At 60.3% G+C, this 23547-nt stretch carries 23 protein-coding genes; 19 read left to right on the forward strand and 4 right to left on the reverse strand.

Going from position 1 to position 23547, the window contains the following annotated elements:
- Window positions 1-19: 19 nt before the first annotated feature.
- The 6 genes from alc (at window position 20) to ACEN8Q_RS14755 (ending at window position 6700) form a co-directional block, all read left to right on the forward strand.
- Window positions 20-1015 carry an allantoicase gene (gene alc, locus ACEN8Q_RS14730; protein WP_008017682.1) on the forward strand — a complete coding sequence of 332 codons (996 nt, stop codon included), beginning with the start codon at window positions 20-22 and terminating at the stop codon, window positions 1013-1015.
- Window positions 1016-1162: 147 nt separating this feature from the next.
- Window positions 1163-1666, forward strand: coding sequence for an ureidoglycolate lyase (locus ACEN8Q_RS14735; protein ID WP_150772621.1), 504 nt, complete (start codon window positions 1163-1165; stop codon window positions 1664-1666).
- Between the two features lie 51 nt (window positions 1667-1717).
- Entirely contained in the window at window positions 1718-3019 is a 1302-nt protein-coding gene (locus ACEN8Q_RS14740; protein WP_007993089.1) for a urate hydroxylase PuuD, read from the forward strand.
- Between the two features lie 205 nt (window positions 3020-3224).
- A complete protein-coding gene (locus ACEN8Q_RS14745) occupies window positions 3225-4577 on the forward strand; it encodes a nucleobase:cation symporter-2 family protein (protein ID WP_413427817.1) in 1353 nt (450 codons plus the stop codon).
- Window positions 4578-4751: 174 nt separating this feature from the next.
- Window positions 4752-5537 (forward strand): hypothetical protein, encoded by a 786-nt coding sequence (locus tag ACEN8Q_RS14750; RefSeq protein WP_413427816.1) that lies wholly within the window; start codon window positions 4752-4754, stop codon window positions 5535-5537.
- A 377-nt stretch (window positions 5538-5914) separates the two neighbouring features.
- Window positions 5915-6700, forward strand: a complete 786-nt coding sequence (locus ACEN8Q_RS14755) for an outer membrane protein OmpK (protein ID WP_322614256.1) — start codon at window positions 5915-5917, stop codon at window positions 6698-6700.
- A gap of 135 nt (window positions 6701-6835) precedes the next feature.
- On the opposite strand, the gene ACEN8Q_RS14760 is transcribed toward ACEN8Q_RS14755, so the two are convergent.
- Window positions 6836-8008 (reverse strand): patatin-like phospholipase family protein, encoded by a 1173-nt coding sequence (locus ACEN8Q_RS14760; protein WP_413427815.1) that lies wholly within the window; start codon window positions 8006-8008, stop codon window positions 6836-6838.
- A gap of 133 nt (window positions 8009-8141) precedes the next feature.
- Window positions 8142-9074: a lipid A biosynthesis lauroyl acyltransferase gene (locus ACEN8Q_RS14765; RefSeq protein WP_413427814.1), complete on the reverse strand. Its 933-nt coding sequence runs from the start codon at window positions 9072-9074 to the stop codon at window positions 8142-8144.
- A 118-nt stretch (window positions 9075-9192) separates the two neighbouring features.
- Here ACEN8Q_RS14765 and minC point away from each other — a divergent pair, with 118 nt between their 5' ends.
- The 7 genes from minC (at window position 9193) to ACEN8Q_RS14800 (ending at window position 16020) form a co-directional block, all read left to right on the forward strand.
- Entirely contained in the window at window positions 9193-9930 is a 738-nt protein-coding gene (minC, locus tag ACEN8Q_RS14770) for a septum site-determining protein MinC (RefSeq protein WP_111282831.1), read from the forward strand.
- A 202-nt stretch (window positions 9931-10132) separates the two neighbouring features.
- Complete coding sequence (minD, locus tag ACEN8Q_RS14775; RefSeq protein WP_007974946.1) at window positions 10133-10945, forward strand: septum site-determining protein MinD; 813 nt, start codon at window positions 10133-10135, stop codon at window positions 10943-10945.
- Between the two features lie 3 nt (window positions 10946-10948).
- On the forward strand, window positions 10949-11203 hold the full coding sequence (gene minE, locus ACEN8Q_RS14780; protein WP_007974947.1) for a cell division topological specificity factor MinE: 255 nt from the start codon (window positions 10949-10951) through the stop codon (window positions 11201-11203).
- A gap of 91 nt (window positions 11204-11294) precedes the next feature.
- Window positions 11295-11930: an RluA family pseudouridine synthase gene (locus ACEN8Q_RS14785; RefSeq protein WP_413427813.1), complete on the forward strand. Its 636-nt coding sequence runs from the start codon at window positions 11295-11297 to the stop codon at window positions 11928-11930.
- 199 nt (window positions 11931-12129) lie between these two features.
- Entirely contained in the window at window positions 12130-13419 is a 1290-nt protein-coding gene (locus ACEN8Q_RS14790) for a M18 family aminopeptidase (RefSeq protein ID WP_413705403.1), read from the forward strand.
- 186 nt (window positions 13420-13605) lie between these two features.
- Window positions 13606-13782 carry a hypothetical protein gene (locus ACEN8Q_RS14795; RefSeq protein ID WP_413705404.1) on the forward strand — a complete coding sequence of 59 codons (177 nt, stop codon included), beginning with the start codon at window positions 13606-13608 and terminating at the stop codon, window positions 13780-13782.
- A gap of 126 nt (window positions 13783-13908) precedes the next feature.
- Complete coding sequence (locus ACEN8Q_RS14800; RefSeq protein ID WP_413705405.1) at window positions 13909-16020, forward strand: mechanosensitive ion channel family protein; 2112 nt, start codon at window positions 13909-13911, stop codon at window positions 16018-16020.
- 12 nt (window positions 16021-16032) lie between these two features.
- On the opposite strand, the gene ACEN8Q_RS14805 is transcribed toward ACEN8Q_RS14800, so the two are convergent.
- Window positions 16033-16746, reverse strand: a complete 714-nt coding sequence (locus ACEN8Q_RS14805; protein WP_413427809.1) for a UTRA domain-containing protein — start codon at window positions 16744-16746, stop codon at window positions 16033-16035.
- Window positions 16747-17109: 363 nt separating this feature from the next.
- Here ACEN8Q_RS14805 and ACEN8Q_RS14810 point away from each other — a divergent pair, with 363 nt between their 5' ends.
- The 6 genes from ACEN8Q_RS14810 to ACEN8Q_RS14835 all read left to right on the forward strand — a co-directional run bounded on the left by ACEN8Q_RS14810 (window position 17110) and on the right by ACEN8Q_RS14835 (window position 22444).
- A complete protein-coding gene (locus ACEN8Q_RS14810) occupies window positions 17110-18174 on the forward strand; it encodes an ABC transporter substrate-binding protein (RefSeq protein ID WP_057399361.1) in 1065 nt (354 codons plus the stop codon).
- Window positions 18175-18334: 160 nt separating this feature from the next.
- On the forward strand, window positions 18335-19141 hold the full coding sequence (locus tag ACEN8Q_RS14815) for an alkaline phosphatase family protein (RefSeq protein WP_413705406.1): 807 nt from the start codon (window positions 18335-18337) through the stop codon (window positions 19139-19141).
- 5 nt (window positions 19142-19146) lie between these two features.
- Complete coding sequence (locus ACEN8Q_RS14820) at window positions 19147-19983, forward strand: ABC transporter permease (RefSeq protein ID WP_413705502.1); 837 nt, start codon at window positions 19147-19149, stop codon at window positions 19981-19983.
- Window positions 19970-20770 carry an ABC transporter permease gene (locus tag ACEN8Q_RS14825; RefSeq protein WP_413428335.1) on the forward strand — a complete coding sequence of 267 codons (801 nt, stop codon included), beginning with the start codon at window positions 19970-19972 and terminating at the stop codon, window positions 20768-20770. Before ACEN8Q_RS14820 ends, ACEN8Q_RS14825 begins: the two co-directional genes overlap by 14 nt.
- On the forward strand, window positions 20767-21756 hold the full coding sequence (locus tag ACEN8Q_RS14830; protein WP_413705407.1) for an ABC transporter ATP-binding protein: 990 nt from the start codon (window positions 20767-20769) through the stop codon (window positions 21754-21756). The genes ACEN8Q_RS14825 and ACEN8Q_RS14830 overlap by 4 nt, the downstream gene beginning before the upstream one ends.
- A 34-nt stretch (window positions 21757-21790) precedes the next feature.
- On the forward strand, window positions 21791-22444 hold the full coding sequence (locus ACEN8Q_RS14835; RefSeq protein ID WP_413705408.1) for an HAD family hydrolase: 654 nt from the start codon (window positions 21791-21793) through the stop codon (window positions 22442-22444).
- A gap of 117 nt (window positions 22445-22561) precedes the next feature.
- Here ACEN8Q_RS14835 and ACEN8Q_RS14840 read toward each other — a convergent pair whose 3' ends face one another.
- The gene (locus tag ACEN8Q_RS14840; RefSeq protein ID WP_413705409.1) at window positions 22562-23524 is read right to left on the reverse strand and encodes a zinc-binding dehydrogenase; all 963 of its coding nucleotides are present in this window, start codon (window positions 23522-23524) and stop codon (window positions 22562-22564) included.
- Window positions 23525-23547 lie beyond the last annotated feature (23 nt).

The following is a 23547-nucleotide window of genomic DNA, read 5'->3' on the forward strand; positions in this document are numbered from 1 at the left end:
TTAAAGGCAGACAAGAAGAATGAAAGCTTACGCCGTACCTTTCGAGAAGTTCGTCAACCTGGCCGATGCCCGCCTGGGCACCAAAATCATCTCGGTCACCGATGACTGGTTCGCAGACGCCAACCGTCTGTTCCAACCGACCCCGGCCGTATGGAAGGAGGGCGTGTTCGATGACAACGGCAAGTGGATGGACGGCTGGGAATCGCGTCGCAAGCGCTTCGAAGGCTTCGACAGCGCAGTGATTCGCCTGGGCGTGCCAGGTTCGATCAAGGGCGTCGACATCGACACTTCATTCTTCACCGGCAACTTCCCGCCGTCGGCCTCCCTGGAAGCCTGCTTCCTGGCCTCGGGCGAGCCGAACGAAAACACCCAGTGGGTTGAAGTGCTGTCGGCCGTCGAGCTGCAAGGCAACAGCCACCACTACCACGAAATCAACAACGACCAGGCCTTCAGCCACCTGCGCTTCAACATCTACCCGGATGGCGGCGTAGCCCGTCTGCGTGTGTACGGTGTGCCGTTCCGCGACTGGTCGGCCATCGGCGACAACGAGCAAGTCGACCTGGCCGCGGCCCTCAACGGCGGCCGCGCCCTCGCCTGCTCCGACGAACACTTCGGCCGCATGAGCAACATCCTCAACCCGGGTCGCGGCATCAACATGGGCGATGGCTGGGAAACCGCGCGTCGTCGTACTCCGGGCAATGACTGGGTCATCGTCGCCCTGGGTCATGCCGGTGAAGTCGAGAAAGTCATCGTCGACACCCTGCACTTCAAGGGCAACTACCCGGACAGCTGCTCGATCCAGGGCGCCTTCGTGAAGGGCGGTACCGACAGCCAGATCGAAACCCAGTCGCTGTTCTGGCGCGAACTGCTGCCAAGCCAGAAGCTGGAAATGCACGCCGAACACACCTTCGCCGAGCAGATCAAGGCGTTGGGTCCGATCACCCACATCCGCCTGAACGTGTTCCCGGATGGTGGTGTAAGCCGCCTGCGCGTTTTGGGCAAGGTAGCGAAGTAATGCTGAGCCTGTAGGAGCGAGCTTGCTCGCGAAAAACGTCAAGACACCGTGTTCATTCAGATTGGGCGCGTTTTCGTTGACGACCATCGCGAGCAAGCTCGCTCCTACAAAGAACCATCAATACCTAAACAGATTAAGAAGACCAGCATGCGCACACTGACGATTGAACCGCTGACCAAAGAAGCCTTCGCCCCTTTCGGTGACGTGATCGAAACCGACGGCAGCGATCACTTCATGATCAACAACGGTTCGACCATGCGCTTCCACAAACTGGCGTCGGTGGAAACCGCCACGCCAGAGGACAAGGCGATCATCAGCATCTTCCGCGCCGACGCGCAGGACATGCCGCTGACCGTCAGCATGCTGGAGCGTCATCCGCTGGGCAGCCAGGCTTTCATTCCGCTGCTCGGCAACCCCTTTCTGATCGTGGTCGCGCCACTTGGCGATGAACCTGTATCAGGCTTGGTCCGCGCCTTCGTCACCAACGGCAGGCAGGGCATTAATTACCATCGCGGCGTCTGGCACCACCCGGTGCTGACGATCGAAAAGCGGGATGACTTCCTGGTGGTTGATCGCAGTGGCACAGGCAATAACTGCGATGAGCATTTTTTCAAAGAGGATGAGCGTTTGATCCTCGCCCCCCACCAATAAGAGAAGGTCCGATCACTCGACAACAAGAGTGACGGGCGAGAGGTAAAGACTGTGGAAGCACATCTGTTGGAATGGCTGAACCTGAGCGTGCGCTGGGTTCACATGATTACTGGCGTGGCCTGGATCGGTGCGTCGTTCTATTTCGTATGGCTGGAAAACAACCTCAATCGGGTCAACCCGAAAAGCGGTCTGGCTGGCGATTTGTGGGCGATCCACGGCGGCGGTATCTACCACCTGGAAAAATACAAACTGGCTCCACCGACCATGCCGGACAACCTGCACTGGTTCAAATGGGAAGCCTACTTCACCTGGATGTCGGGTATCGCGCTGCTGTGCGTGGTGTTCTACTCCAACCCGACGCTCTACCTGCTGGCTCCGGGCAGCACCCTGAGCGGTCCTGAAGGCGTGGCCATCGGCCTCGGCTCGTTGTTCATCGGCTGGTTCATCTACTCCTTCCTGTGCGATTCGGCCCTGGGCAAACGCCCTGCCCTGCTGGGTTTCATCCTGTTCGTACTGATCATCGGCGCGGCCTACGGCTTCAGCAAAGTGTTCAGCGGGCGGGGTGCGTACCTGCACGTCGGCGCGATCATCGGCACCATCATGGTCGGCAACGTGTTCCGCATCATCATGCCGGCGCAGCGCGCACTGGTCGCGGCGATCGCCGAAAACCGCACACCCGATCCGGCACTGCCGGCCAAAGGCCTGCTGCGTTCGCGCCACAACAACTACTTCACCTTGCCTGTGCTGTTCATCATGATCAGCAACCACTTCCCGAGCACCTACGGCAGCCAGTACAACTGGTTGATCCTGGCCGGGATCGCGGTTCTGGCGGTGTTGGTGCGTCACTACTTCAACACCCGTCACGACAGCCACAAGTTTGCCTGGACCCTGCCTGTGGCAGCCGTCGGCATGATCAGCCTGGCTTACGTCACCGGCCCTGCGCCGTTGAACAGCCCGGAAGTGGCCAAGGCACCGGCGAAAATCGAATACCAACCATTGCCGGAAACAGCCGTGGGTGGTGGTTTGAAACCTGCTGAAGCAAAACCTGCCGAAGCGCCTGCAGCTGCACCGGCGCAAGCATCCAATGCCGGCCCAGGCTTCGACAAAGTGCACAGCGTGATTCAGGAACGTTGCGCGGTTTGCCATTCGGCCAAGCCGACCAGCCCTCTGTTCAGCGCGGCCCCTGCCGGTGTGATGTTCGACACCCCCGAGCAGATCCGCCAGAACGCGGCTCGCATCCAGGCGCAAGCCGTCACCAGCCAGATCATGCCACTGGGCAACATCACACAGATGACCCAGCAGGAACGTGACCTGATCGGTGCCTGGATTGTTCAGGGTGCTCCGACCAACTAAGTAAAAAGCTTCGCGAGCAGGCTCGCTCCCACATGGACACCATCAATCCTGTGGGAGCGGGCTTGCTCGCGAAGGCGTCGGGTCAGTCAACAACAATGTTGAATGTTATGGCCTCTTCGCGAGCAAGTCGGGACGCCGCATCGCCGCTCCCACAGGTTTGCCTGATGCACAAAATCAAAAGAATAAAAAAGATCCGAGGTGTTGCATGTCCGAGCTATCCGAAGCGCGCATCCCCGACGCACCCGCCATTCAGCGTTTGCCCCTTTTGCAACTGATCCTGGTTGGCCTGCAACACGTTCTGCTGATGTACGGCGGAGCCATCGCAGTGCCGCTGATCATCGGACAGGCCGCAGGCCTGAGTCGTGAAGAAATCGCCTTCCTGATCAATGCCGACCTGCTGGTGGCCGGTATTGCCACCATCGTCCAGTCCCTCGGCATCGGCCCCATGGGCATTCGCATGCCAGTGATGATGGGCGCCAGTTTCGCCGCCGTCGGCAGCATGGTCGCCATGGCCGGCATGCCCGGTATCGGCCTGCAGGGGATCTTCGGCGCCACCATCGCCGCCGGGTTCTTCGGCATGCTCATCGCCCCGTTCATGTCCAAAGTCGTACGCTTCTTCCCGCCGCTGGTGACCGGCACGGTCATCACCTCGATCGGTTTGTCGCTGTTCCCCGTGGCCGTGAACTGGGCCGGCGGTGGTGCTGACGCCGCTCAATTCGGCTCCCCCATCTACCTGACCATTGCCGCGCTGGTACTGGGTACCATTTTGCTGGTGCACCGCTTCATGCGCGGTTTCTGGGTCAATATTTCCGTGCTGATCGGCATGTGCCTGGGCTACGTGCTCTGCGGCCTGCTCGGCATGGTCGACCTCAGTGGCATGGCTCAGGCGCCGTGGCTGCAATTCGTCACCCCGTTGCATTTCGGCATGCCGAAATTCGAACTGGCACCGATCCTCTCGATGTGCCTGGTGGTAGTGATCATCTTCGTCGAGTCCACCGGGATGTTCCTGGCGCTGGGCAAGATCACCGGCCAGGAAGTTTGCCCACGGATGCTGCGCCGCGGCTTGCTGTGCGATGCCGGCGCTTCGTTCTTCGCCGGGTTCTTCAACACCTTCACCCACTCCTCCTTCGCCCAGAACATCGGCCTGGTGCAGATGACCGGCGTGCGCTGCCGTTCGGTGACCATCGTCGCCGGCGGGTTGTTGATCGTGCTGAGCCTGCTGCCCAAAGCCGCGTTCCTGGTGGCCTCGATTCCTCCGGCAGTACTGGGTGGCGCAGCGATCGCGATGTTCGGCATGGTCGCCGCCACCGGGATCAAGATTCTCCAGGAAGCCGACATCGGTGACCGTCGCAACCAGTTACTGGTTGCGGTGAGCATCGGCATGGGTCTGATCCCGGTGGTGCGCCCGGAGTTTTTCGCCCACCTGCCCGTGTGGATGAGTCCGATCACCCACAGCGGCATCGCCATGGCCACCCTCAGCGCGCTGACGCTGAACCTGCTGTTCAACATCCTTGGCGGCGCCGAACGCGCAGCCGTCAACGACTGCCACGCCCACTGACAGGTAAAGACACGCCCCCCCCTGTAGGAGCGAGCTTGCTCGCGATGGACCCGAGAGCACCACGGGTATTCAGACAACACGCGTAATCGTTGACGACCATCGCGAGCGAGCTCGCTCCTACAGGGTTTGGGGCTGCCTGCGCCTCGCAAAAATAAAAACAAGAGGGAGCAACAGATGATTCGGACACAAACCAACGTGCTGTTGTGTGGCGGCCTGCTGGCCGCGAGTCAGGCCATGGCCGGCGATTTGCTGCTGTGGCAGACCAACAGCCTGAGCTACCTGTACGGCAAGGATTTCGTGGTCAACCCGCACATCCAGCAGACGATCACCTTCGAACACGCCGACCGCTGGAAGTACGGCGACAACTTCATGTTCATCGACAGCACTTACTACAACGGCGACAAAGACCGGAACAAAGGCGTCCACGCCTATTACGGCGAGTTCAGCCCGCGCCTCTCCTTCGGCAAGATCCTCGACCGCCGTTTCGAATTCGGCCCGGTCAAGGACGTGCTGCTGGCCATGACCTACGAGAACGGCGAAGACGACACCGAGGCCTACCTGATCGGCCCTGGTTTCGACCTCGCGGTACCGGGCTTCAATTTCTTCACCTTGAACTTCTATTACCGTCAGACCGAAGGCTCGCGTCCCGGCGACGATGTCTGGCAGATCACGCCGGCCTGGTCCTACACCCTGCCATTGGGCAACTCGAACCTGTTGATCGACGGCTACATGGACTGGGTGGTGGATAACGACCAGAACTCACACGGCACTTATCACGCCAACCTGCACTTCAACCCGCAGATCAAGTACGACCTGGGCAAGGCCTTGGGCTGGCGGGAGAAACAGGTGTATGTCGGCGCCGAATACAGCTACTGGAAAGACAAGTACGGCATCGAAAACAGCAGCCACTTCGACACCAATGAAAACACCACCAGCCTGCTGGTGAAGGTGCATTTCTGATGCTGCCCCGCAACCGCGCCCCAAACCTGTCGTCGGTGCGCCGTTGCGGAGCACTTGAGACCTGGCCGAGGAGTCAGTATTCTCCGCGGCCGCCCGAATCCGGTTTAAAAAAAAGCCCGGATTTAAAACCTGACCAGCAGGCCAACTTATCCCGGCGCTGGCAGGCACCAAGGCACTCCAAAACCCCTCTCAATCGACTGCTCTTGAGCCGCCGAACGGGAGTTTTTTTGCTTTTTGAAAGCCTTGGCCCAGCTCTTGCCAACAGCACTGAAGCTGACCGAATGGATAATTTTTTACCGCTACGGAAACAGGCGCCACACCAGAGCGCCGACCTTAAAAAAATAACGTGGAACCACCTACTTTTTGGGAGCAACCGAATGAAACGTACGTGCACTAGCCTGATGCTGGCGGGATCGATGCTGGCCGGGGGCCAGGCCATGGCCGGCGATTTGCTGCAGTGGCAGAACAACAGCCTGACCTACCTGTATGGCAAGGACTTCCAGGTCAACCCGCGCATCCAGCAGACGGTGACCTTCGAACACGCCGATGGCTGGAAGTACGGCGACAACTTCTTCTTCATCGACAAAATCTTCTACAACGGCAAGGAAGACGCCTTTGCGGGTAAGAACACCCACTATGGCGAGTTCAGCCCACGCCTGTCGTTCAACAAGATCTTCGACCAGAAATTCGAGTTCGGCCCGATCAAGGACGTGCTGCTGGCCATGACCTACGAGTTCGGTGAAGACGACACCGAGTCCTACCTGATCGGTCCAGGCTTCGACCTGGCCATCCCGGGCTTCGACTACTTCCAGTTGAACTTCTACAACCGTCACACCGAAGGCGACCGCCCGGGCGACAACATCTGGCAGGTCACGCCGGTCTGGTCCTACACCATCCCGGTGGGTGGCTCGGACGTGCTGATCGACGGCTTCATGGATTGGGTCGTCGACAATGATGTGAACAAAAAAGGCGAATACCACGCCAACCTGCACTTCAATCCGCAGGTCAAATACGACCTGGGCAAGGCGCTGAACCTGGGTGCCAAGCAGTTGTACGTCGGTGTCGAGTATGACTACTGGAAAAACAAGTACGGGATCGAAGACAGCCAGGGCTTCAAGACCGATCAGAGCGTGACCAGCTTCCTGGTCAAGGTTCACTTCTGATCTGAAAACCTCCTGTAGGAGCGAGCCCGCTCGCGATGGTCGTGAACGATAACGCTGGGGTCCTGATACCCCGCGGCGTCCTTTCCTCCATCGCGAGCAAGCTCGCTCCTACAAGAGATAGCCGCACCGCCGATCTCAAGCCGAAACCAAAGGCTCCACTATCCCCAGAAACCGGCACAACTCCCCGCGCTTGGCCAACGCATCCCGCCGCCCCAGTTCGATCAACTCGCTGCAATACCCCGCCTCGAACAGCAGGTAACTCAAAACCCCTGCCCCACTGGTCTTGGTCGCGCCCGGCCCGCGCAGGAACAGACGCAATGCAGGCGGCAATTCCTGGCGATGTCGCGCGGCAATTTCGTCGATCGGTTGGCTTGGTGAAATCACCAGCACGTCCACCGGCGCCACGCCCAAGGCGCGGGTCGGCGTACCGTCGGGCATCAGGTGGCTGAACTGGTTCAAGCGCTGCAGCAACTCGATGTCACTTTCCAGGCTATCAATGAACGTACTGTTGAGCATGTGCCCGCCGATCTGCGCCAGGGTGGGTTGTTGCCCGGTGTAAGCGCGTTGCAGTGGCTGCGCCGGATCAAAGCCACGCGGGTTGCCGCTGACGCCCACCACCAGTACGCGACTGGCGCCCAGGTGCAGCGCCGGACTGATCGGCGCCGACTGACGCACCGCGCCATCACCGAAGTACTCCTCGCCGATTTTCACCGGGGCGAACAGCAGTGGAATGGCCGAACTGGCGAGCAGGTGTTCGACGGACAATTGGGTGGGAACGCCGATGCGTCGATGGCGCAACCAGGCATCGATCTTGCCGCCGCCCTGATAGAAGGTGACTGCCTGACCGGACTCATAGCCGAACGCCGTGACCGCCACCGCATGCAATTGCTTCTGTGCGATCGCTTCGGCGATGCCGCCCATATGCAGCTTGTCGTTGAGCAGATGGCGCAGCGGAGAACTGTTGAGCAGCGCCACCGGCATGTGTTTACCGATGCCGAGCAAACTGTGGCTGACAAAGCGGCTGGCCTGGCGGATCACCCCGGGCCAGTCGCTGCGCAATACCCGATGACTGCGAAAACCCTGCCAGAAGGCCGTCAGGCGTTCGATGGCGTTACGAAAGTCCATCGCCCCACTGGCGAGGCTGACTGCGTTGATCGCGCCCGCCGAGGTGCCGACGATCACCGGAAACGGATTGCTCGCCCCCGGCGGCAGCAATTCGGCAATCGCCGCCAGCACGCCGACTTGATAGGCCGCCCGAGCCCCGCCGCCGGAAAGAATCAACCCTGTAACCGGTTCGCCTGGACTCATGCACAACTCTCCTTGGTGCCTGATGGGATTTCGTTGCTTCGACCTGTTCCCTTGCTCGCGATGGTCGTGAAAACGCCGCGGGGTGTCAGGTACCCCGCGTTATCGTTGGCCACCATCGCGAGCGAGCTCGCTCCTACACGCGTTTGGCGTACAGCTTCGGCTCGCCCGGTGGACGGCTCTTGAAGCGGCGGTGGGCCCACAGGTATTGCTCGGGATGCTCGCGCAGCACGCCTTCGATCCACTGATTGATGCGCAGGCAGTCGGCTTCTTCGGTTTCGCCGGGGAAGCCTTCGAGCGGCGCATGGATCACCAGGCGATACCCGCTGCCGTCCGCCAGGCGCTCCTGGGTGAACGGCACCACCAGCGCCTTGCCCAGCCGTGCAAATTTGCTGGTGGCGGTAACGGTCGCGGCCTGAATGCCGAACAGCGGCACGAAAATGCTTTGCTTGGCGCCGTAGTCCTGATCCGGTGCGTACCAGATCGCGCGGCCCGAGCGCAGCAATTTGAGCATGCCGCGCACGTCTTCGCGTTCCACCGCCAGCGAATCGAGGTTGTGCCGCTCGCGGCCCTGGCGCTGGATGTAGTCGAACAATGGATTCTTGTGTTCGCGGTACATGCCGTCGATGGTGTGTTGCTGGCCGAGCAGCGCCGCGCCGATTTCCAGAGTGGTGAAATGCAGGGCCATCAGGATCACGCCCTTGCCTTCGCGTTGGGCCTGCTGCAGATATTCCAGCCCTTCAACGTGAGCGAGAGTCGCCAGGCGCTTACGCGACCACCACCAGCTCATCGCCATCTCGAAAAAAGCGATGCCGGTGGAGGCGAAGTTTTCCTTGAGCAGGCGCTTGCGTTCGGCGGCGGTTTTTTCAGGAAAGCACAGTTCCAGGTTGCGCTGGGCAATGCGCCGTCTGTCGCCGGCCACGCGATACATCAATGCGCCCAGTGCGCGACCGATCCACAGCAGTGCCGGATACGGCAACTGGACGATCAGCCACAACAGCCCCAGGCCACACCACAGCGGCCAGAAACGTGGAGATAGAAATGCTTTTCGAAAACGCGGGCGGTCCATTAATGCTTCCGGAATGACAATGGCCGCGCATTCTACATCGTTCGACCCGGCTTGCGGCCTGCGGGCGTTCTCGTTATAAGTCTCGGCACTTTTAGTGACAAGTCGTTGTATGCCGACCATGAGCCAAACCGAACCGCTAGACCAAGATCCCGTGTTCCAGTTGAAGGGCAGCATGCTGGCCATTACGGTGCTGGAACTGGCCCGTAACGACCTTGAAAGCCTTGATCGGCAACTGGCCGCCAAGGTCGCCCAGGCGCCCAACTTCTTCAGCAACGCGCCGCTGGTATTGGCCCTGGACAAACTCCCGGCCAACGAAGGCGCTGTCGATCTGCCGGGGCTGATGCGCGTCTGCCGCCAGCATGGCCTGCGGACCCTGGCGATCCGCGCCAGCCGTATCGAAGACATTGCCGCCGCCATCGCGGTCGACCTGCCGGTGCTGCCACCGTCCGGTGCCCGGGAGCGTCCACTGGACCTGAGCGAAGGCGAACCGAAGAAAAAACCGGAAAAACCGCCAGAGCCAACCATCAAGCCGACGAAAATCATCACCTCGCCGGTACGCGGTGGCCAGCAGATTTATGCCCAGGGCAGCGACCTGGTGGTAATTTCCTCGGTCAGCCCGGGGGCGGAACTTCTCGCCGATGGCAACATCCATGTATACGGCCCGATGCGCGGTCGCGTGTTGGCCGGCGTCAAGGGCGACACCAAGGCGCGGATTTTCTGTCAGCAAATGAGTGCTGAACTGATTTCCATCGCCGGGCATTACAAGGTTTCCGAAGATCTGCGCCGCGACCCGCTATGGGGTTCGGGTGTGCAGGTCAGCCTGTCCGGCGACGTGTTGAACATCATTCGGCTTTAACGGATACTGCCGCATTTTCCAAGCATCTCTAAAACGTAGCGAAAACGGCTCAAACGAAGTAGGAAAAAGGCCGAAAGCAGTGTTTACCGGGGGTAAACGCCGCTCAAAACCGGATTCCAGCCAAGGCTGTCCGACTGCAGTAGTTTTACAGGAGATGTTTTTCAGGGACTGAAAAGTCCTTTTTCCTTAGGGGTGAAACACCTTGGCCAAGATTCTCGTGGTTACATCCGGCAAGGGTGGTGTGGGTAAGACCACCACCAGCGCCGCTATCGGTACCGGCCTCGCTCTGCGCGGTCACAAAACAGTTATCGTCGACTTCGACGTGGGTTTGCGTAACCTCGACCTGATCATGGGTTGCGAGCGTCGTGTGGTTTACGACTTCGTCAACGTGGTCAACGGCGAAGCCAACCTGCAACAGGCCCTGATCAAAGACAAGCGCCTGGAAAACCTCTACGTGCTGGCCGCCAGCCAGACCCGCGACAAAGACGCGCTGACAGTCGAAGGCGTGGAAAAAGTCCTGATGCAACTCAAGGAAGACTTTGAGTTCGTGGTCTGCGACTCCCCGGCGGGCATCGAGAAAGGCGCCCACCTGGCCATGTACTTCGCCGATGAAGCGATCGTCGTGACCAACCCGGAAGTCTCCTCGGTACGAGATTCGGACCGCATGCTCGGCCTGCTGGCCAGCAAGTCCCGTCGTGCCGAACGCGGCGAAGACCCGATCAAGGAACACCTGCTGATTACCCGTTATCACCCGGAACGTGTGAGCAAAGGCGAAATGCTCGGCGTAGAAGACGTCAAGGAAATCCTTTCGGTGACCCTGCTCGGCGTGATCCCGGAATCCCAGGCGGTGCTCAAGGCATCCAACCAGGGTGTTCCGGTGATTCTCGACGACCAGAGCGATGCCGGCCAAGCCTACAGCGATACCGTTGACCGCCTGCTGGGCAAGACCGTGGATCATCGATTCCTCGATGTACAGAAGAAGGGATTCTTCGAGCGCCTGTTTGGAGGCAACTAAGCAATGAACCTTTTTGACTTCTTTCGTGCCAACAAAAAGCAAAGCACCGCGTCGGTAGCGAAAGAGCGTCTACAGATCATCGTGGCGCACGAACGCGGCCAACGCAGTACCCCGGACTACCTGCCGGCCTTGCAGAAGGAACTGGTCGAGGTGATCCGCAAGTACGTCAATATCGGGTCCGATGACGTGCATGTCGCACTGGAAAGCCAGGGCAGCTGCTCGATTCTGGAACTCAATATCACCCTGCCTGATCGCTGAGTCGATCCGGCTGGAGCCACGGCGGTTCAGACCCCACGCGCGACTGCGGGGGGCCTGAACCGCCGTTGGCGTTTGTTACGAGGCTGTTTTAATGCCGTTGTCCAACGTCCAAATCATCCATCAGGACGCCGCCGTACTGGTGGTGAACAAACCGACCCTGTTGCTCTCCGTCCCTGGCCGGGCCGATGACAACAAGGACTGCCTGATTACCCGCCTGCAAGAAAACGGCTACCCGGAAGCGCGGATCGTCCATCGGCTGGACTGGGAGACCTCGGGCATCATCCTGTTGGCCCGCGATCCGGACACCCATCGCGAGCTGTCCCGGCAATTTCACGACCGCGAAACCGAAAAGGCCTACACCGCCTTGTGCTGGGGTCAACCCGAACTGGACAGTGGCAGCATCGATTTGCCGCTGCGCTACGACCCGCCGACCAAGCCAAGGCATGTGGTCGATCACGAATTCGGCAAACATGCGCTGACCTTCTGGCGAGTGCTCGAACGTTGTGGCGACTGGTGTCGCGTCGAGCTGACACCGATCACCGGCCGCTCCCACCAGTTACGCGTGCACATGCTCTCCATTGGTCATCCGCTGCTGGGTGACGGGCTGTATGCCCATGAGCAGGCGCTGGCGGCCTGGCCGCGCCTGTGCCTGCACGCGAGCATGCTCACGTTCACCCATCCCCAGACCGGCGAACGCCTGCGCTTCGAGTGCCCGGCACCGTTCTGAAACTGTGGGAGCGGGCTTGCTCGCGAATACGGTGTGTCATTCAACGATGTATTGACTGACCCGACGCCTTCGCGAGCAAGCCCGCTCCCACAAGGGATCTCCTCCAGATTCGATTTCGGTGACCAGCCCCACCATCAGTGCGGCGCCATTTACCAAGCCAATACGTTAAACTGGCGCCATTGCTGTCTGGAGCTACTTTATGCGCGAAGAGTTGAACCAAGGCCTGATCGATTTTCTCAAGGCCTCCCCTACCCCGTTCCATGCCACCGCCAGCCTTGTAAAGCGCCTGGAAGCGGCGGGCTATCAGCGCCTCGACGAACGCGAGCCGTGGAATACCGAAGCCAACGGTCGCTACTACGTCACCCGCAACGACTCTTCGATTGTCGCAATCAAGATGGGCCGCCACTCGCCCCTGCACGGCGGCATTCGCCTGGTCGGCGCCCATACCGACAGCCCGTGCCTGCGGGTCAAGCCGCAACCGGAACTGCAACGCCAGGGCTTCTGGCAATTGGGCGTCGAAGTGTATGGCGGTGCGCTGCTGGCACCGTGGTTCGACCGCGACCTGTCGCTGGCGGGCCGCGTAACCTTCCGGCGTGATGGCAAGGTCGAGAGCCAGTTGATCGACTTCGAGGCTCCGATCGCGATCATTCCGAACCTGGCGATTCACCTAAACCGCGAAGCCAACATGGGCTGGGCAATCAACGCCCAGACCGAACTGCCGCCGATCCTCGCGCAATTTGCCGGTGACGAGCGCGTGGACTTCCGCGCGGTACTCACCGACCAACTCGCCCGTGAACACGGCTTGAACGCGGACGTGGTGCTCGATTACGAGCTGAGCTTCTACGACACCCAAAGCGCTGCGGTCATTGGCTTGCATGGCGACTTCATTGCCGGTGCGCGCCTGGACAACCTGCTGTCGTGCTACGCCGGCCTGCAAGCGTTGCTGACGGCCGAGACCGACGAAACCTGCGTGCTGGTGTGCAACGATCACGAAGAGGTGGGTTCCTGCTCGGCCTGCGGCGCCGACGGCCCGATGCTCGAGCAAACCTTGCGTCGCCTGCTGCCCGAAGGTGACGAGTTTGTACGCACCATTCAGAAATCCCTGCTGGTTTCGGCCGACAACGCCCACGGCGTGCATCCGAACTACGCCGACAAGCACGATGCCAACCACGGCCCGAAACTCAATGCCGGCCCGGTGATCAAGGTCAACAGCAACCAGCGCTACGCCACCAACAGCGAAACCGCCGGGTTCTTCCGTCACCTGTGCATGGCTGAAGAAGTGCCGGTGCAAAGCTTCGTGGTGCGCAGCGACATGGGCTGCGGTTCGACCATCGGCCCGATCACCGCCAGCCACCTGGGTGTGCGCACTGTGGACATCGGCCTGCCGACGTTCGCCATGCACTCGATCCGCGAACTGTGCGGCAGCCATGACCTGGCTCACCTGGTCAAGGTGCTGAGCGCGTTCTACGCCTGCCGCGATTTGCCGTAAACCCCGCAATACCCTGTAGGAGCGAGCTTGCTCGCGATGGACGTGAACGATTACGCGTGCTTTCTGGATAAACGCAGCGCCTTGAAGTCCATCGCGAGCAAGCTCGCTCCTACAGACAGACGGACAGGCAACACCGCGCAAAAAAGCTGCCTAGACTCCCAGTATCCCTTCGACAAGGCTGTCACCATGATTTCGATGTCCACCTTTCACGCCATGCTCATCCCGATTCTTGCCGGGATGCTGATACTCGCCGTCGGCTTCAACTTTCGCGACAAGAATGCCGGTGTGTTTGTCATGTGGATCGGCATGCTGACCATTCTCGCGACCGTGGTGATCAAGATCCTCGCCAAACTCAACGAATAATTCATCGCCCTTGGCTCGCATTGATTTTGACGCGCTCGTACACTCGGTCGATCCGCCCCTTGCGAGGTTGACCGCCTAGTGTTCGCTCGTCTTTTTGCCCTCCCGTGTATTTTCCTTGCCTGCCTGATGACGCTGCTGTCAGTGGCGCCCGCCCAGGCGGCCGGCTTGCCAAGCCTGCTCACCAGCCAGGCCAAGACCCAGCCCGAGGCACAGGAGCCGTTGGGGCAATCCCTGGACGAAGTGATCAAGTCGCTGGAGAACGATCAGCAACGTACCAAGCTGCTGGCCGACCTGAAAAAGCTCCGTGACGCCACCAAAAAGGCCCAGCCGATTACCGAAGAAGGCGTGCTGGGCCTGATCGGCGGAACCTTGACCAATATCGAGAAGAAGTTTACCGGCGACGACAGTCCGCTCACGCGCTGGTCCAGTGAGTTCGATCAGGCCAGGGAAGAACTGGTGGCGCTGGCGTTGCCGGCCAACGAATGGCTGCCCATGCTTTTCGCCTTCGCCATGATCCTGGTGGTCTGGAGCCTGCTGGCCGCCGCCCTGATCTGGATCAGCCACCGGGTGCGGATGCGTTTCGGCCTGCCTGAAGAACTGCCGCAACACCCCCGGGCCCTCGACATGTTGCGCTTCGCCTTGCGCAAACTCGGGCCATGGCTGATCGCCCTGGTGATCACGGTCTACATGAGCTACGCCCTGCCCTCGTCCCTGGGCAAAAGCCTGGCCATGGTACTGGCCTATGCACTGGTGGTCGGCACCTGCTTCTCGGCCATCTGCGTGATTGCCTTTTCCCTGCTCGACGGCCCACATCGCCACCGCGCCTTGTACATCCTGCGGCACCAGGCGTTTCGGCCACTGTGGCTGATCGGCAGCTTTGCCGCGTTTGGTGAAGCGCTGAGCGATCCGCAACTGGTCGACAGCCTCGGCAGCCATCTGGCCCATACCGCCGCGACTGTCGCCAATGTCCTGGCAGCGCTTTCCACGGGGCGGTTCATCCTGCGCTTCCGCCGGCCGATCGCCCACCTGATCCGCAACCAGCCGCTGTCCCGACGCCTGACCCGACGCGCCCTCAACGACACCCTGTCGATTCTCGGCACCTTCTGGTACGTGCCGGCACTGGTGCTGGTGGCCATCTCCCTGTTCGCGACATTCATTTCCGCCGGCGACACCAGCACCGCCCTGCGCCAGTCGCTGATCTGCACGGTTTTGCTGGTGTTGTGCATGGTCATCAACGGCCTGGTACGCCGCCACGCCCTCAAACCGCAGCGCGGCATCCGACGCTACGCGGTGTATTCGGAACGGCTGAAAAACTTCTTCTACACCATCGTCCACCTGTTGGTGTGGCTGGCCTTCATCGAACTCGGCCTGCGGGTCTGGGGCATGTCGTTGATCCGCTTTACCGAAGGCGACGGCCACGAAATCAGCGTCAAGCTGTTCAGCCTCGCTGGCACGCTGCTGTTCGCCTGGCTGATCTGGATTCTCAGCGACACCGCCGTGCATCACGCGCTGACCCGCTCGCGCAAAGGTCTGGCCAATGCCCGCGCGCAGACGATGATGCCGCTGATTCGCAACGTGCTGTTCGTGGCCATTTTCATCGTCGCGCTGATCGTCGCCCTGGCGAACATGGGCATGAACGTCACGCCACTGCTGGCCGGTGCCGGCGTGATCGGCCTGGCCATCGGCTTTGGTGCGCAGTCGCTGGTAGCCGACCTGATTACCGGGTTGTTCATCATCATCGAAGACTCCCTGGCCATCGACGACTACGTGGATGTCGGCGGCCACCTCGGCACGGTTGAAGGCCTGACCATCCGTACCGTGCGCCTGCGGGACATCGATGGCATCGTCCACACCATTCCGTTCAGTGAAATCAAAAGCATCAAGAACTACTCCCGGGAATTCGGCTACGCGATCTTCCGGGTCGCAGTGCCGGCCAGCATGGACATCGACAACGCAATCAAACTGATGCGCGAAGTCGGCCAGAAAATGCGCACCGACCCGCTGCAACGGCGCAATATCTGGTCGCCACTGGAGTTTCAGGGAGTGGAAAGCTTCGAATCGGGCAACGCGATCCTCCGCGCCCGCTTCAAGACCGCGCCAATCAAGCAGTGGGAAGTGTCGCGAGCGTTCAACCTGTCGCTCAAGCGGCACATGGATGAAGCCGGACTGGATCTGGCGACACCGCGGATGAGCATTCAGGTGATTACCGCGGGTGGTACGCCAGAACAGTCCGTGTAGGTGGGTCGGACGTTAGACCACATCCACCCCGACATGAATCGCATCATGCCGCCAGAACTCCAGGTCGCAGTCGATCAAGCGTTCATGCTGGTCATAGTTGACCCGGGCAATCTGCAAGCCCGGGCTGCCCGCCGACACCTTCAACGCCGCCGCCGCGTCCACCGACAAGGCCGTGGGCACAATCTCGAAACGCACCCGCCCGTAGTGCAAATCGTAATGCCGCGCATACAACTCGGTGATTGACTGATTCAAATCGAAATCGAGGATCCCGGGAAAATACTGCGGGTTCAGATAGTGCTCCACATACAGCACCAGTCGCCCGTCGATCCGCCGTGAGCGGCAGATCTGGATCACGCTCGACAGCGCCGGCAATTGCAACCAGGCGCAGACCGCTGCCGATGCTGGTTGCAAGCGCGCCGAAATCACTTCGGTGGACGGCACCCGCCCCTGGGCGCTGACCATCGCGTGAAAGTGGCTGCGCTGCATCAGGTTGTACGCCAAGCGTGGCGGCGAGACGAACCAGCCGCGGCGCTCCTCGCGGTAGATCTGCCCTTGTGACTCCAACTGCAACAACGCCTCACGCAAAGTGATCCGCGTGGTGCCGAACAATTCACTGAGCTTGCGCTCGGCCGGCAATTTGCTGCCGGGAGTCAACAGTCCATGGTCGATCTGCTCCTGAAGCACCTGACCGATGGCTGTTACCGCTTTTGTTGCCTCGTCACGCATCAACGTTTCCTATCTGGACTAGACCAGCACCAATTCGGGGCAGAACCGCAGCGTAATCCGGCTCGTTCAATAGCTTGCAAGCGTAGGCAGTGCAGATGACCGAGATGTGACAAAGCTGCCCAACGGTCGCCATTCGCTGGCTGCAAGAACCTGCAATTCATCGGCCAAGTCCCTTGCCAGCCGGGGCCTTGACCATGGTCTACGCTTAGCAGGCCACTGGCGATACCGTCGAACAAATAGTCATCCAGGGCGACGAACGACATCAAAGTGTCATCCAGCCCCCTTAAATTGGCTCAGGTATTGCTGACCTAGACCAACACAAACCGCAATCGCAGCGTTGAACACGACCCAAGGAGCTTCGGAATGAAACAGTTTTTCCTGGCATCACTGTTAGGCTCGACCATTGCAATGTGCACCGCCGCCATGGCGGCTGATGATTTGAAAACCCTGGAAGCCGCTGCGAAAGCGGAAGGCGCCGTCAACAGCGTCGGCATGCCCGATGACTGGGCCAACTGGAAAGGCACCTGGGAAGACCTGGCCAAGACGTACGGCCTGAAACACATCGATACCGACATGAGCTCGGCCCAGGAGATCGCCAAGTTCGCCGCTGAAAAAGACAACGCCAGCGCCGACATCGGCGACGTCGGTGCAGCGTTCGGCCCGATCGCGGTCAAGCAGAACGTTACCCAACCCTACAAGCCATCCACCTGGGACCAGGTGCCGACCTGGGCTAAAGACAAGGATGGCCACTGGGCCCTGGCCTACACCGGCACCATCGCTTTCATCGTCAACAAGAAACTGCTGCACGGCTCGGAAGCCCCAACCAAGTGGGCTGACCTCAAGGGCGGCAAATACAAGGTGTCCATCGGTGACGTGAGCACCGCAGCCCAGGCCGCCAACGGCGTACTGGCCGCTGCACTGGCCAACGGTGGCGACGAGAAGAACCTGAAGCCTGCATTGGAGCTGTTCGCCGACATCGCCAAGCAAGGGCGTCTGTCGATGGCCAACCCGACCATTGCCACCATGGAAAAGGGCGAGATCGAAGTCGGCGTGGTCTGGGACTTCAACGGCTTGAGCTACAAGGCCAAGATGGCCAACCCGGATGACTACGTGGTGCTGATCCCGTCCGACGGTTCGGTGATTTCCGGCTACACCACCATCATCAACAAGTACGCGAAGAACCCGAACGCCGCCAAGCTGGCCCGCGAGTACATCTTCAGCGATGCCGGCCAAATCAACCTGGCCAAGGGCAATGCCCGTCCGATCCGTGCCGAGCACCTGACCCTGCCAGCCGAAGTGCAGGCCAAGCTGCTGCCGAACGAGCAGTACAAGAAGGTCACGCCGATCAAGGACGCGGATGCGTGGGAGAAGACTTCCAAGGCCCTGCCTCAGAAGTGGAATGAAGAAGTCATCGTCGAAATGAAGTAATGCTGTAGATCCCTGTGGGAGCGGGCTTGCTCGCGAAGGCGGCGTGTCAGTCGACATCGATGTTGAATGATCGACCGCATTCGCGAGCAAGCCCGCTCCCACAGTGGACCGAGTGAAGTCCGAAATTTCCGAATTCCTGTTTCACGGAGTTTTTGCCCCTATGAAACACAACGTCATCCTTGTCGTGCTCGACGGCCTCAACTACGAAGTCGCCCGCCACGCCATGGGGCACCTGCAGGCTTACGTCGGCGCCGGACGCGCCGCACTCTATAAACTGGAGTGCGAGTTGCCCGCCCTGTCCCGCCCGCTGTACGAATGCATCCTGACGGGCGTTGCGCCCATCGACAGCGGCATCGTCCACAACAACGTCTCGCGCCTGTCCAACCAGCGCAGCATCTATCACTACGCCACCGACGCCGGCCTTGTGACTGCCGCGGCGGCTTATCACTGGGTCAGCGAGCTGTACAACCGTTCGCCCTTCGTGGCGGCCCGGGATCGCCACACCGACGACCCGGAACTGCCGATCCAGCACGGGCATTTCTACTGGAACGACCACTACCCCGACTCGCACCTGTTCGCCGACGCCGAAAGCCTGCGCCAGCGCCATTCGCCGAACTTTCTGTTGATCCACCCGATGAACATCGACGACGCCGGGCACAAGCACGGCCTCGACACCCCGCAGTACCGCAACAGCGCCCGCTCGGCCGACATCATCCTGGCCGACTACCTGCAAGGCTGGCTCGATGCCGGTTATCAGGTGCTGGTCACCGCCGACCACGGCATGAACAACGACCGCTCCCATAACGGCCTGCTGCCCGAAGAGCGCGAAGTACCGCTGTTCGTGCTCGGCGATGCGTTCAGTTTCAACGCCAAAGCCACGCCAAAACAGACCGAAATCTGCGGCACCGTGTGCGAACTGCTGGGCGTGCCCCACGACAAACCCGTGTGCCGGGAGCTGCTCAAGTGACCTCCATGACGCGCGGCAAATGGCTGGCTGCCTTGTGCCTGGTGCCCTTCGCCCTGTTCTTCATCATGTTCGAAATCGCCCCGCTGGTGTGGGTGATGATCAATAGCCTGGAATCGGAAGAGTTCGGTTGGGGCCTGGCCAACTTCACCAGGATATTCAATTCGAAGTTCTATATGCAGGCGATCCAGTACAGCCTCGAGATCAGTTTCTGGTCCAGCGTATTCGGAATCATCATCGCCGTGCTCGGGGCCTACTCCTTGCGCCGGGTCGACTCGAGACTGCGCAATTTCGTCAACGCCTTCGCCAACATGACCAGCAACTTCGCCGGCGTGCCCCTGGCTTTTGCGTTCATCATCCTGCTGGGTTTCAACGGCACCTTCACCATCATGCTCAAACAGGCCGGCATCATTCAGGACTTCAACCTGTATTCGAAAACCGGGGTGATCATTCTCTACACCTACTTCCAGATTCCCCTTGGCGTGCTGCTGCTCTACCCGGCCTTCGACGCCTTGCGCGAAGACTGGCGCGAGTCCGCCGCGCTGCTCGGCGCGAACGGCTGGCAGTTTTGGCGCCACATCGGCCTGCCGGTGCTGACCCCGGCACTGCTTGGCACCTTCGTGATCCTGTTGGCCAATGCCCTCGGCGCCTACGCCACGGTGTACGCCCTGACCACCGGCAACTTCAACGTGATGCCAATCCGCATCGCGGCGATGGTGTCCGGTGACATTTCCCTGGACCCGAACCTGGCCAGCGCCCTGGCCGTGGTGCTGGTGGCCTTGATGACCCTGGTGACCATCGTGCATCAGCTGCTGTTGAAGAGGAGCTACCATGACTCGCGCTGAATTGGGCCCCATCGGTATCTACCACCGGGTAGTGGTCTACCTGCTGTTCGCCATTCTGTTGTTGCCTCTGCTCGGCACCTTTATCTATTCGATTTCCAGCAGTTGGTCGGCCACCATCCTGCCCAGCGGTTTCAGCATCAAATGGTACGTGCATCTGTGGAGCGATCCGCGCTTCCTGCAAGCGTTCGGGCAATCGCTGCTGGTTTGCGTTGGTTCATTGATTCTTTCGGTGGTGCTGATTCTGCCGTTGCTGTTCGTGGTGCATTACCACTTCCCGAAACTCGATGCGCTGATGAATATCCTGATCCTGCTGCCCTTCGCCGTGCCGCCGGTGGTGTCGTCGGTGGGGCTGTTGCAGCTCTACGGTTCCGGGCCGTTCGCCATGGTCGGCACGCCGTGGATCCTGATCGGTTGCTACTTCACCGTGGCGCTGCCGTTCATGTATCGGGCGATCACCAACAACCTGCAGGCGATCAACCTGCGCGACCTGATGGACGCCGCCCAACTGCTCGGCGCCAGCACTTTTCAGGCGGCGCTCCTGGTGGTGCTGCCGAACCTGCGCAAGGGCCTGATGGTGGCGTTACTGCTGTCGTTCTCGTTCCTGTTCGGTGAGTTCGTGTTCGCCAACATCCTCGTCGGCACCCGTTACGAAACCTTGCAGGTCTATCTCAACAACATGCGCAACAGCAGCGGCCACTTCACCAGTGCGCTGGTGATTTCCTACTTCTTTTTCGTGCTGGTTCTGACCTGGGCGGCCAATATCTTGAACAAGGACAAAAGCGAATGAGCTATGTCAGCGTCCAACATCTGCAAAAGAATTACGCGGGCACCACAGTGTTCAGCGACATCAATTGCGAAATTCAAAAGGGCGAGTTCGTCACCTTGCTCGGCCCGTCCGGTTGCGGCAAATCCACGCTGCTGCGTTGCATCGCCGGCCTGACCTCGGTGGATGGCGGCAAGATCCTGCTCGATGGTGTCGATATCGTGCCGTTAAGCCCGCAGAAGCGCGGGATCGGCATGGTGTTCCAGAGTTATGCGCTGTTCCCCAACATGACTGTCGAGCAGAACGTCGCCTTCGGTTTGCGCATGCAGAAGGTCAACGCCGACGATAGCCAGAAGCGCGTCGCCGAAGTGCTGAGACTGGTGGAGCTAAATGATTTTGCCGCCCGCTATCCGCATCAGTTGTCCGGCGGCCAATGCCAGCGTGTCGCCCTCGCCCGCTCACTGGTGACCCGACCACGGCTGTTGTTGCTGGACGAACCGCTGTCGGCCCTCGATGCGCGTATCCGCAAGCACCTGCGCGAACAGATCCGTCAGATCCAGCGCGAACTGGGCCTGACCACGATATTCGTCACACACGATCAGGAAGAAGCCCTGACCATGTCTGACCGGATTTTCCTGATGAATCAGGGAAAAATCGTACAAAGCGGCGACGCCGAAACCCTCTATACCGCTCCGGTGGATGTGTTCGCCGCCGGTTTTATCGGCAACTACAACCTGCTGGACGCCGACAGCGCGACGAAACTGCTGCAGCGCCCGGTCAATCATCGGATTGCGATTCGCCCGGAAGCCATCGAACTGAGCCTCAATGGCGAACTGGACGCACAGGTACGCAGCCACAGCCTGCTGGGCAACGTGATTCGCTACCGGATCGAAGCCCGGGGCGTGGAGTTGGTGGTGGATGTGCTCAACCGTTCGGCCTCCGATCTGCACCCCGATGGTCAGCGCCTGGCACTTTCCATCGATCCGACGGCCCTGTGTGAGGTAGCCTGATGCCTTTGCTTATCCTGAAGAGAGAACTGCACTGATGGCCCTGGCAATTTTTGATCTGGACGAAACCCTGATCCACGGCGACTGCGCCTCACTGTGGAGCGAGCAAATGGTCCGCCTCGGCTGGGTCGACAGCGAATCCTTCCTGCGTCGTGACAGGGAGTTGATGGATGCCTACGGCCGGGGCCACCTGGCGATGGAGGACTACATGGCTTTCAGCCTGGAACCCTTGATCGGCCGCACGCCCGAAGAAGTCGAGCATCTGGTCGGCCCCTGGGTGGAAGACTTCATCGAACCGATCATCTTCAGCGACGCCACCAAAGCCATCGCCGCCCATCGCAAGGCCGGCGACCGCATCCTGGTGATCTCGGCCTCGGGGGTACATCTGGTCAAGCCGATTGCCGAGCGCCTGGGCATCGACGAGATTCTCGGCATTGAGCTGGAAGTGGCACACGGTGCTTATACCGGCAACACCGTCGGCACCCTGACCTACCGCGAAGGCAAGATCACCCGCTTGCTGGAATGGCTGGATGCGGAAGAGGAAAACCTCGAAGGCGCGAGTTTCTATTCCGACTCGCGCAACGACCTGCCGCTATTGCTGAAGGTGGATTTCCCCCACGTGGTCAACCCGGATCCGGTGCTGCGCGAGCAGGCCGAAAAAGCCGGCTGGCCGATTCATGACTGGAAATAACAGATAACCCTGTAGGAGCGAGCTCGCTCGCGATGGTCGTGAACGATAACGCGTGCTACCTGATAACCAGCGTCGCCTTCAAGTTCATCGCGAGCAAGCTCGCTCCTACAACAGATATCAGGTGAGGCTTTCGTCAATCACCAGCACCACCTTCCCCGCCACGGTATTACTCGCCAATTCGGCAAACGCCGCCTCGGCTTCCTTGATCGGGAAGGCCCTGGCCAGTTGCGGGCTCAAGCGCCCCTCGGCAAACAACGGCCACACATGCAGGCTCAGGTCGCGGAACAGATCGGCCTTGAATTGATCATCACGGCTGCGCAACGTCGAACCCAGCAACTGCACGCGCTTGGCCAGCACCTGGGCCAGATCCAGTTTGGCCTCGCGCCCGCCCATCAAACCGATCAAAACCCAACGGCCATCCTGCGCGAGCAGCTTGAGGTTCAACGCCGCATAATTACCGCCCACCGGGTCGAGAATCACGTCGAACGGCCCCAGGTCCCGCAGGCTCTCCAGATCATCGTTACGCACCACGCCGCCCTGGGCGCCGAGCGCTTCGCAATACGCCAGTCGCTCGGTGGAGCCGACGCTGACCCAACACGGGTTACCGAAGGCCTTGCACAGCTGAATGGCCGCTGAACCAATTCCACTTGCCCCGGCATGCAGAAGAACTTTCTGACCCGGCTTGAGCGTCGCCAGTTGAAACAGATTCAGCCAGACTGTTGCATAGACTTCGGGCAATGCCGCCGCTTCGACCAGTGACATTCCGTCGGGAACCGGCAATACATGCCGCCCGTCGACAACCACCTCTTCGGCCATCCCGCCCCCGGCCAGCAAGGCGCAAACCCGATCGCCCACCTGCCAGGAAGACCCGGCGCCGACCTCGCTGATCACGCCGGAGCACTCTAGACCGAGCACCTGGCTGGCCCCTGGCGGTGGCGGATAAAGGCCGGCCTTCTGCAACAAATCGGCGCGATTGAGGCCCGATGCCGCCACTCGAATACGAACTTGTCCTACATCGCACGCAGGACTGGGCTCATCAACCCATACCACTTGACCGTCAACGCCTTGCAATGCTTTCACAGTGCCTCCATAGTGAGTCTGGA

Source organism: Pseudomonas sp. Pseusp16 (assembly GCF_047324915.1).
Lineage (GTDB): Bacteria > Pseudomonadota > Gammaproteobacteria > Pseudomonadales > Pseudomonadaceae > Aquipseudomonas > Aquipseudomonas fluorescens_CD.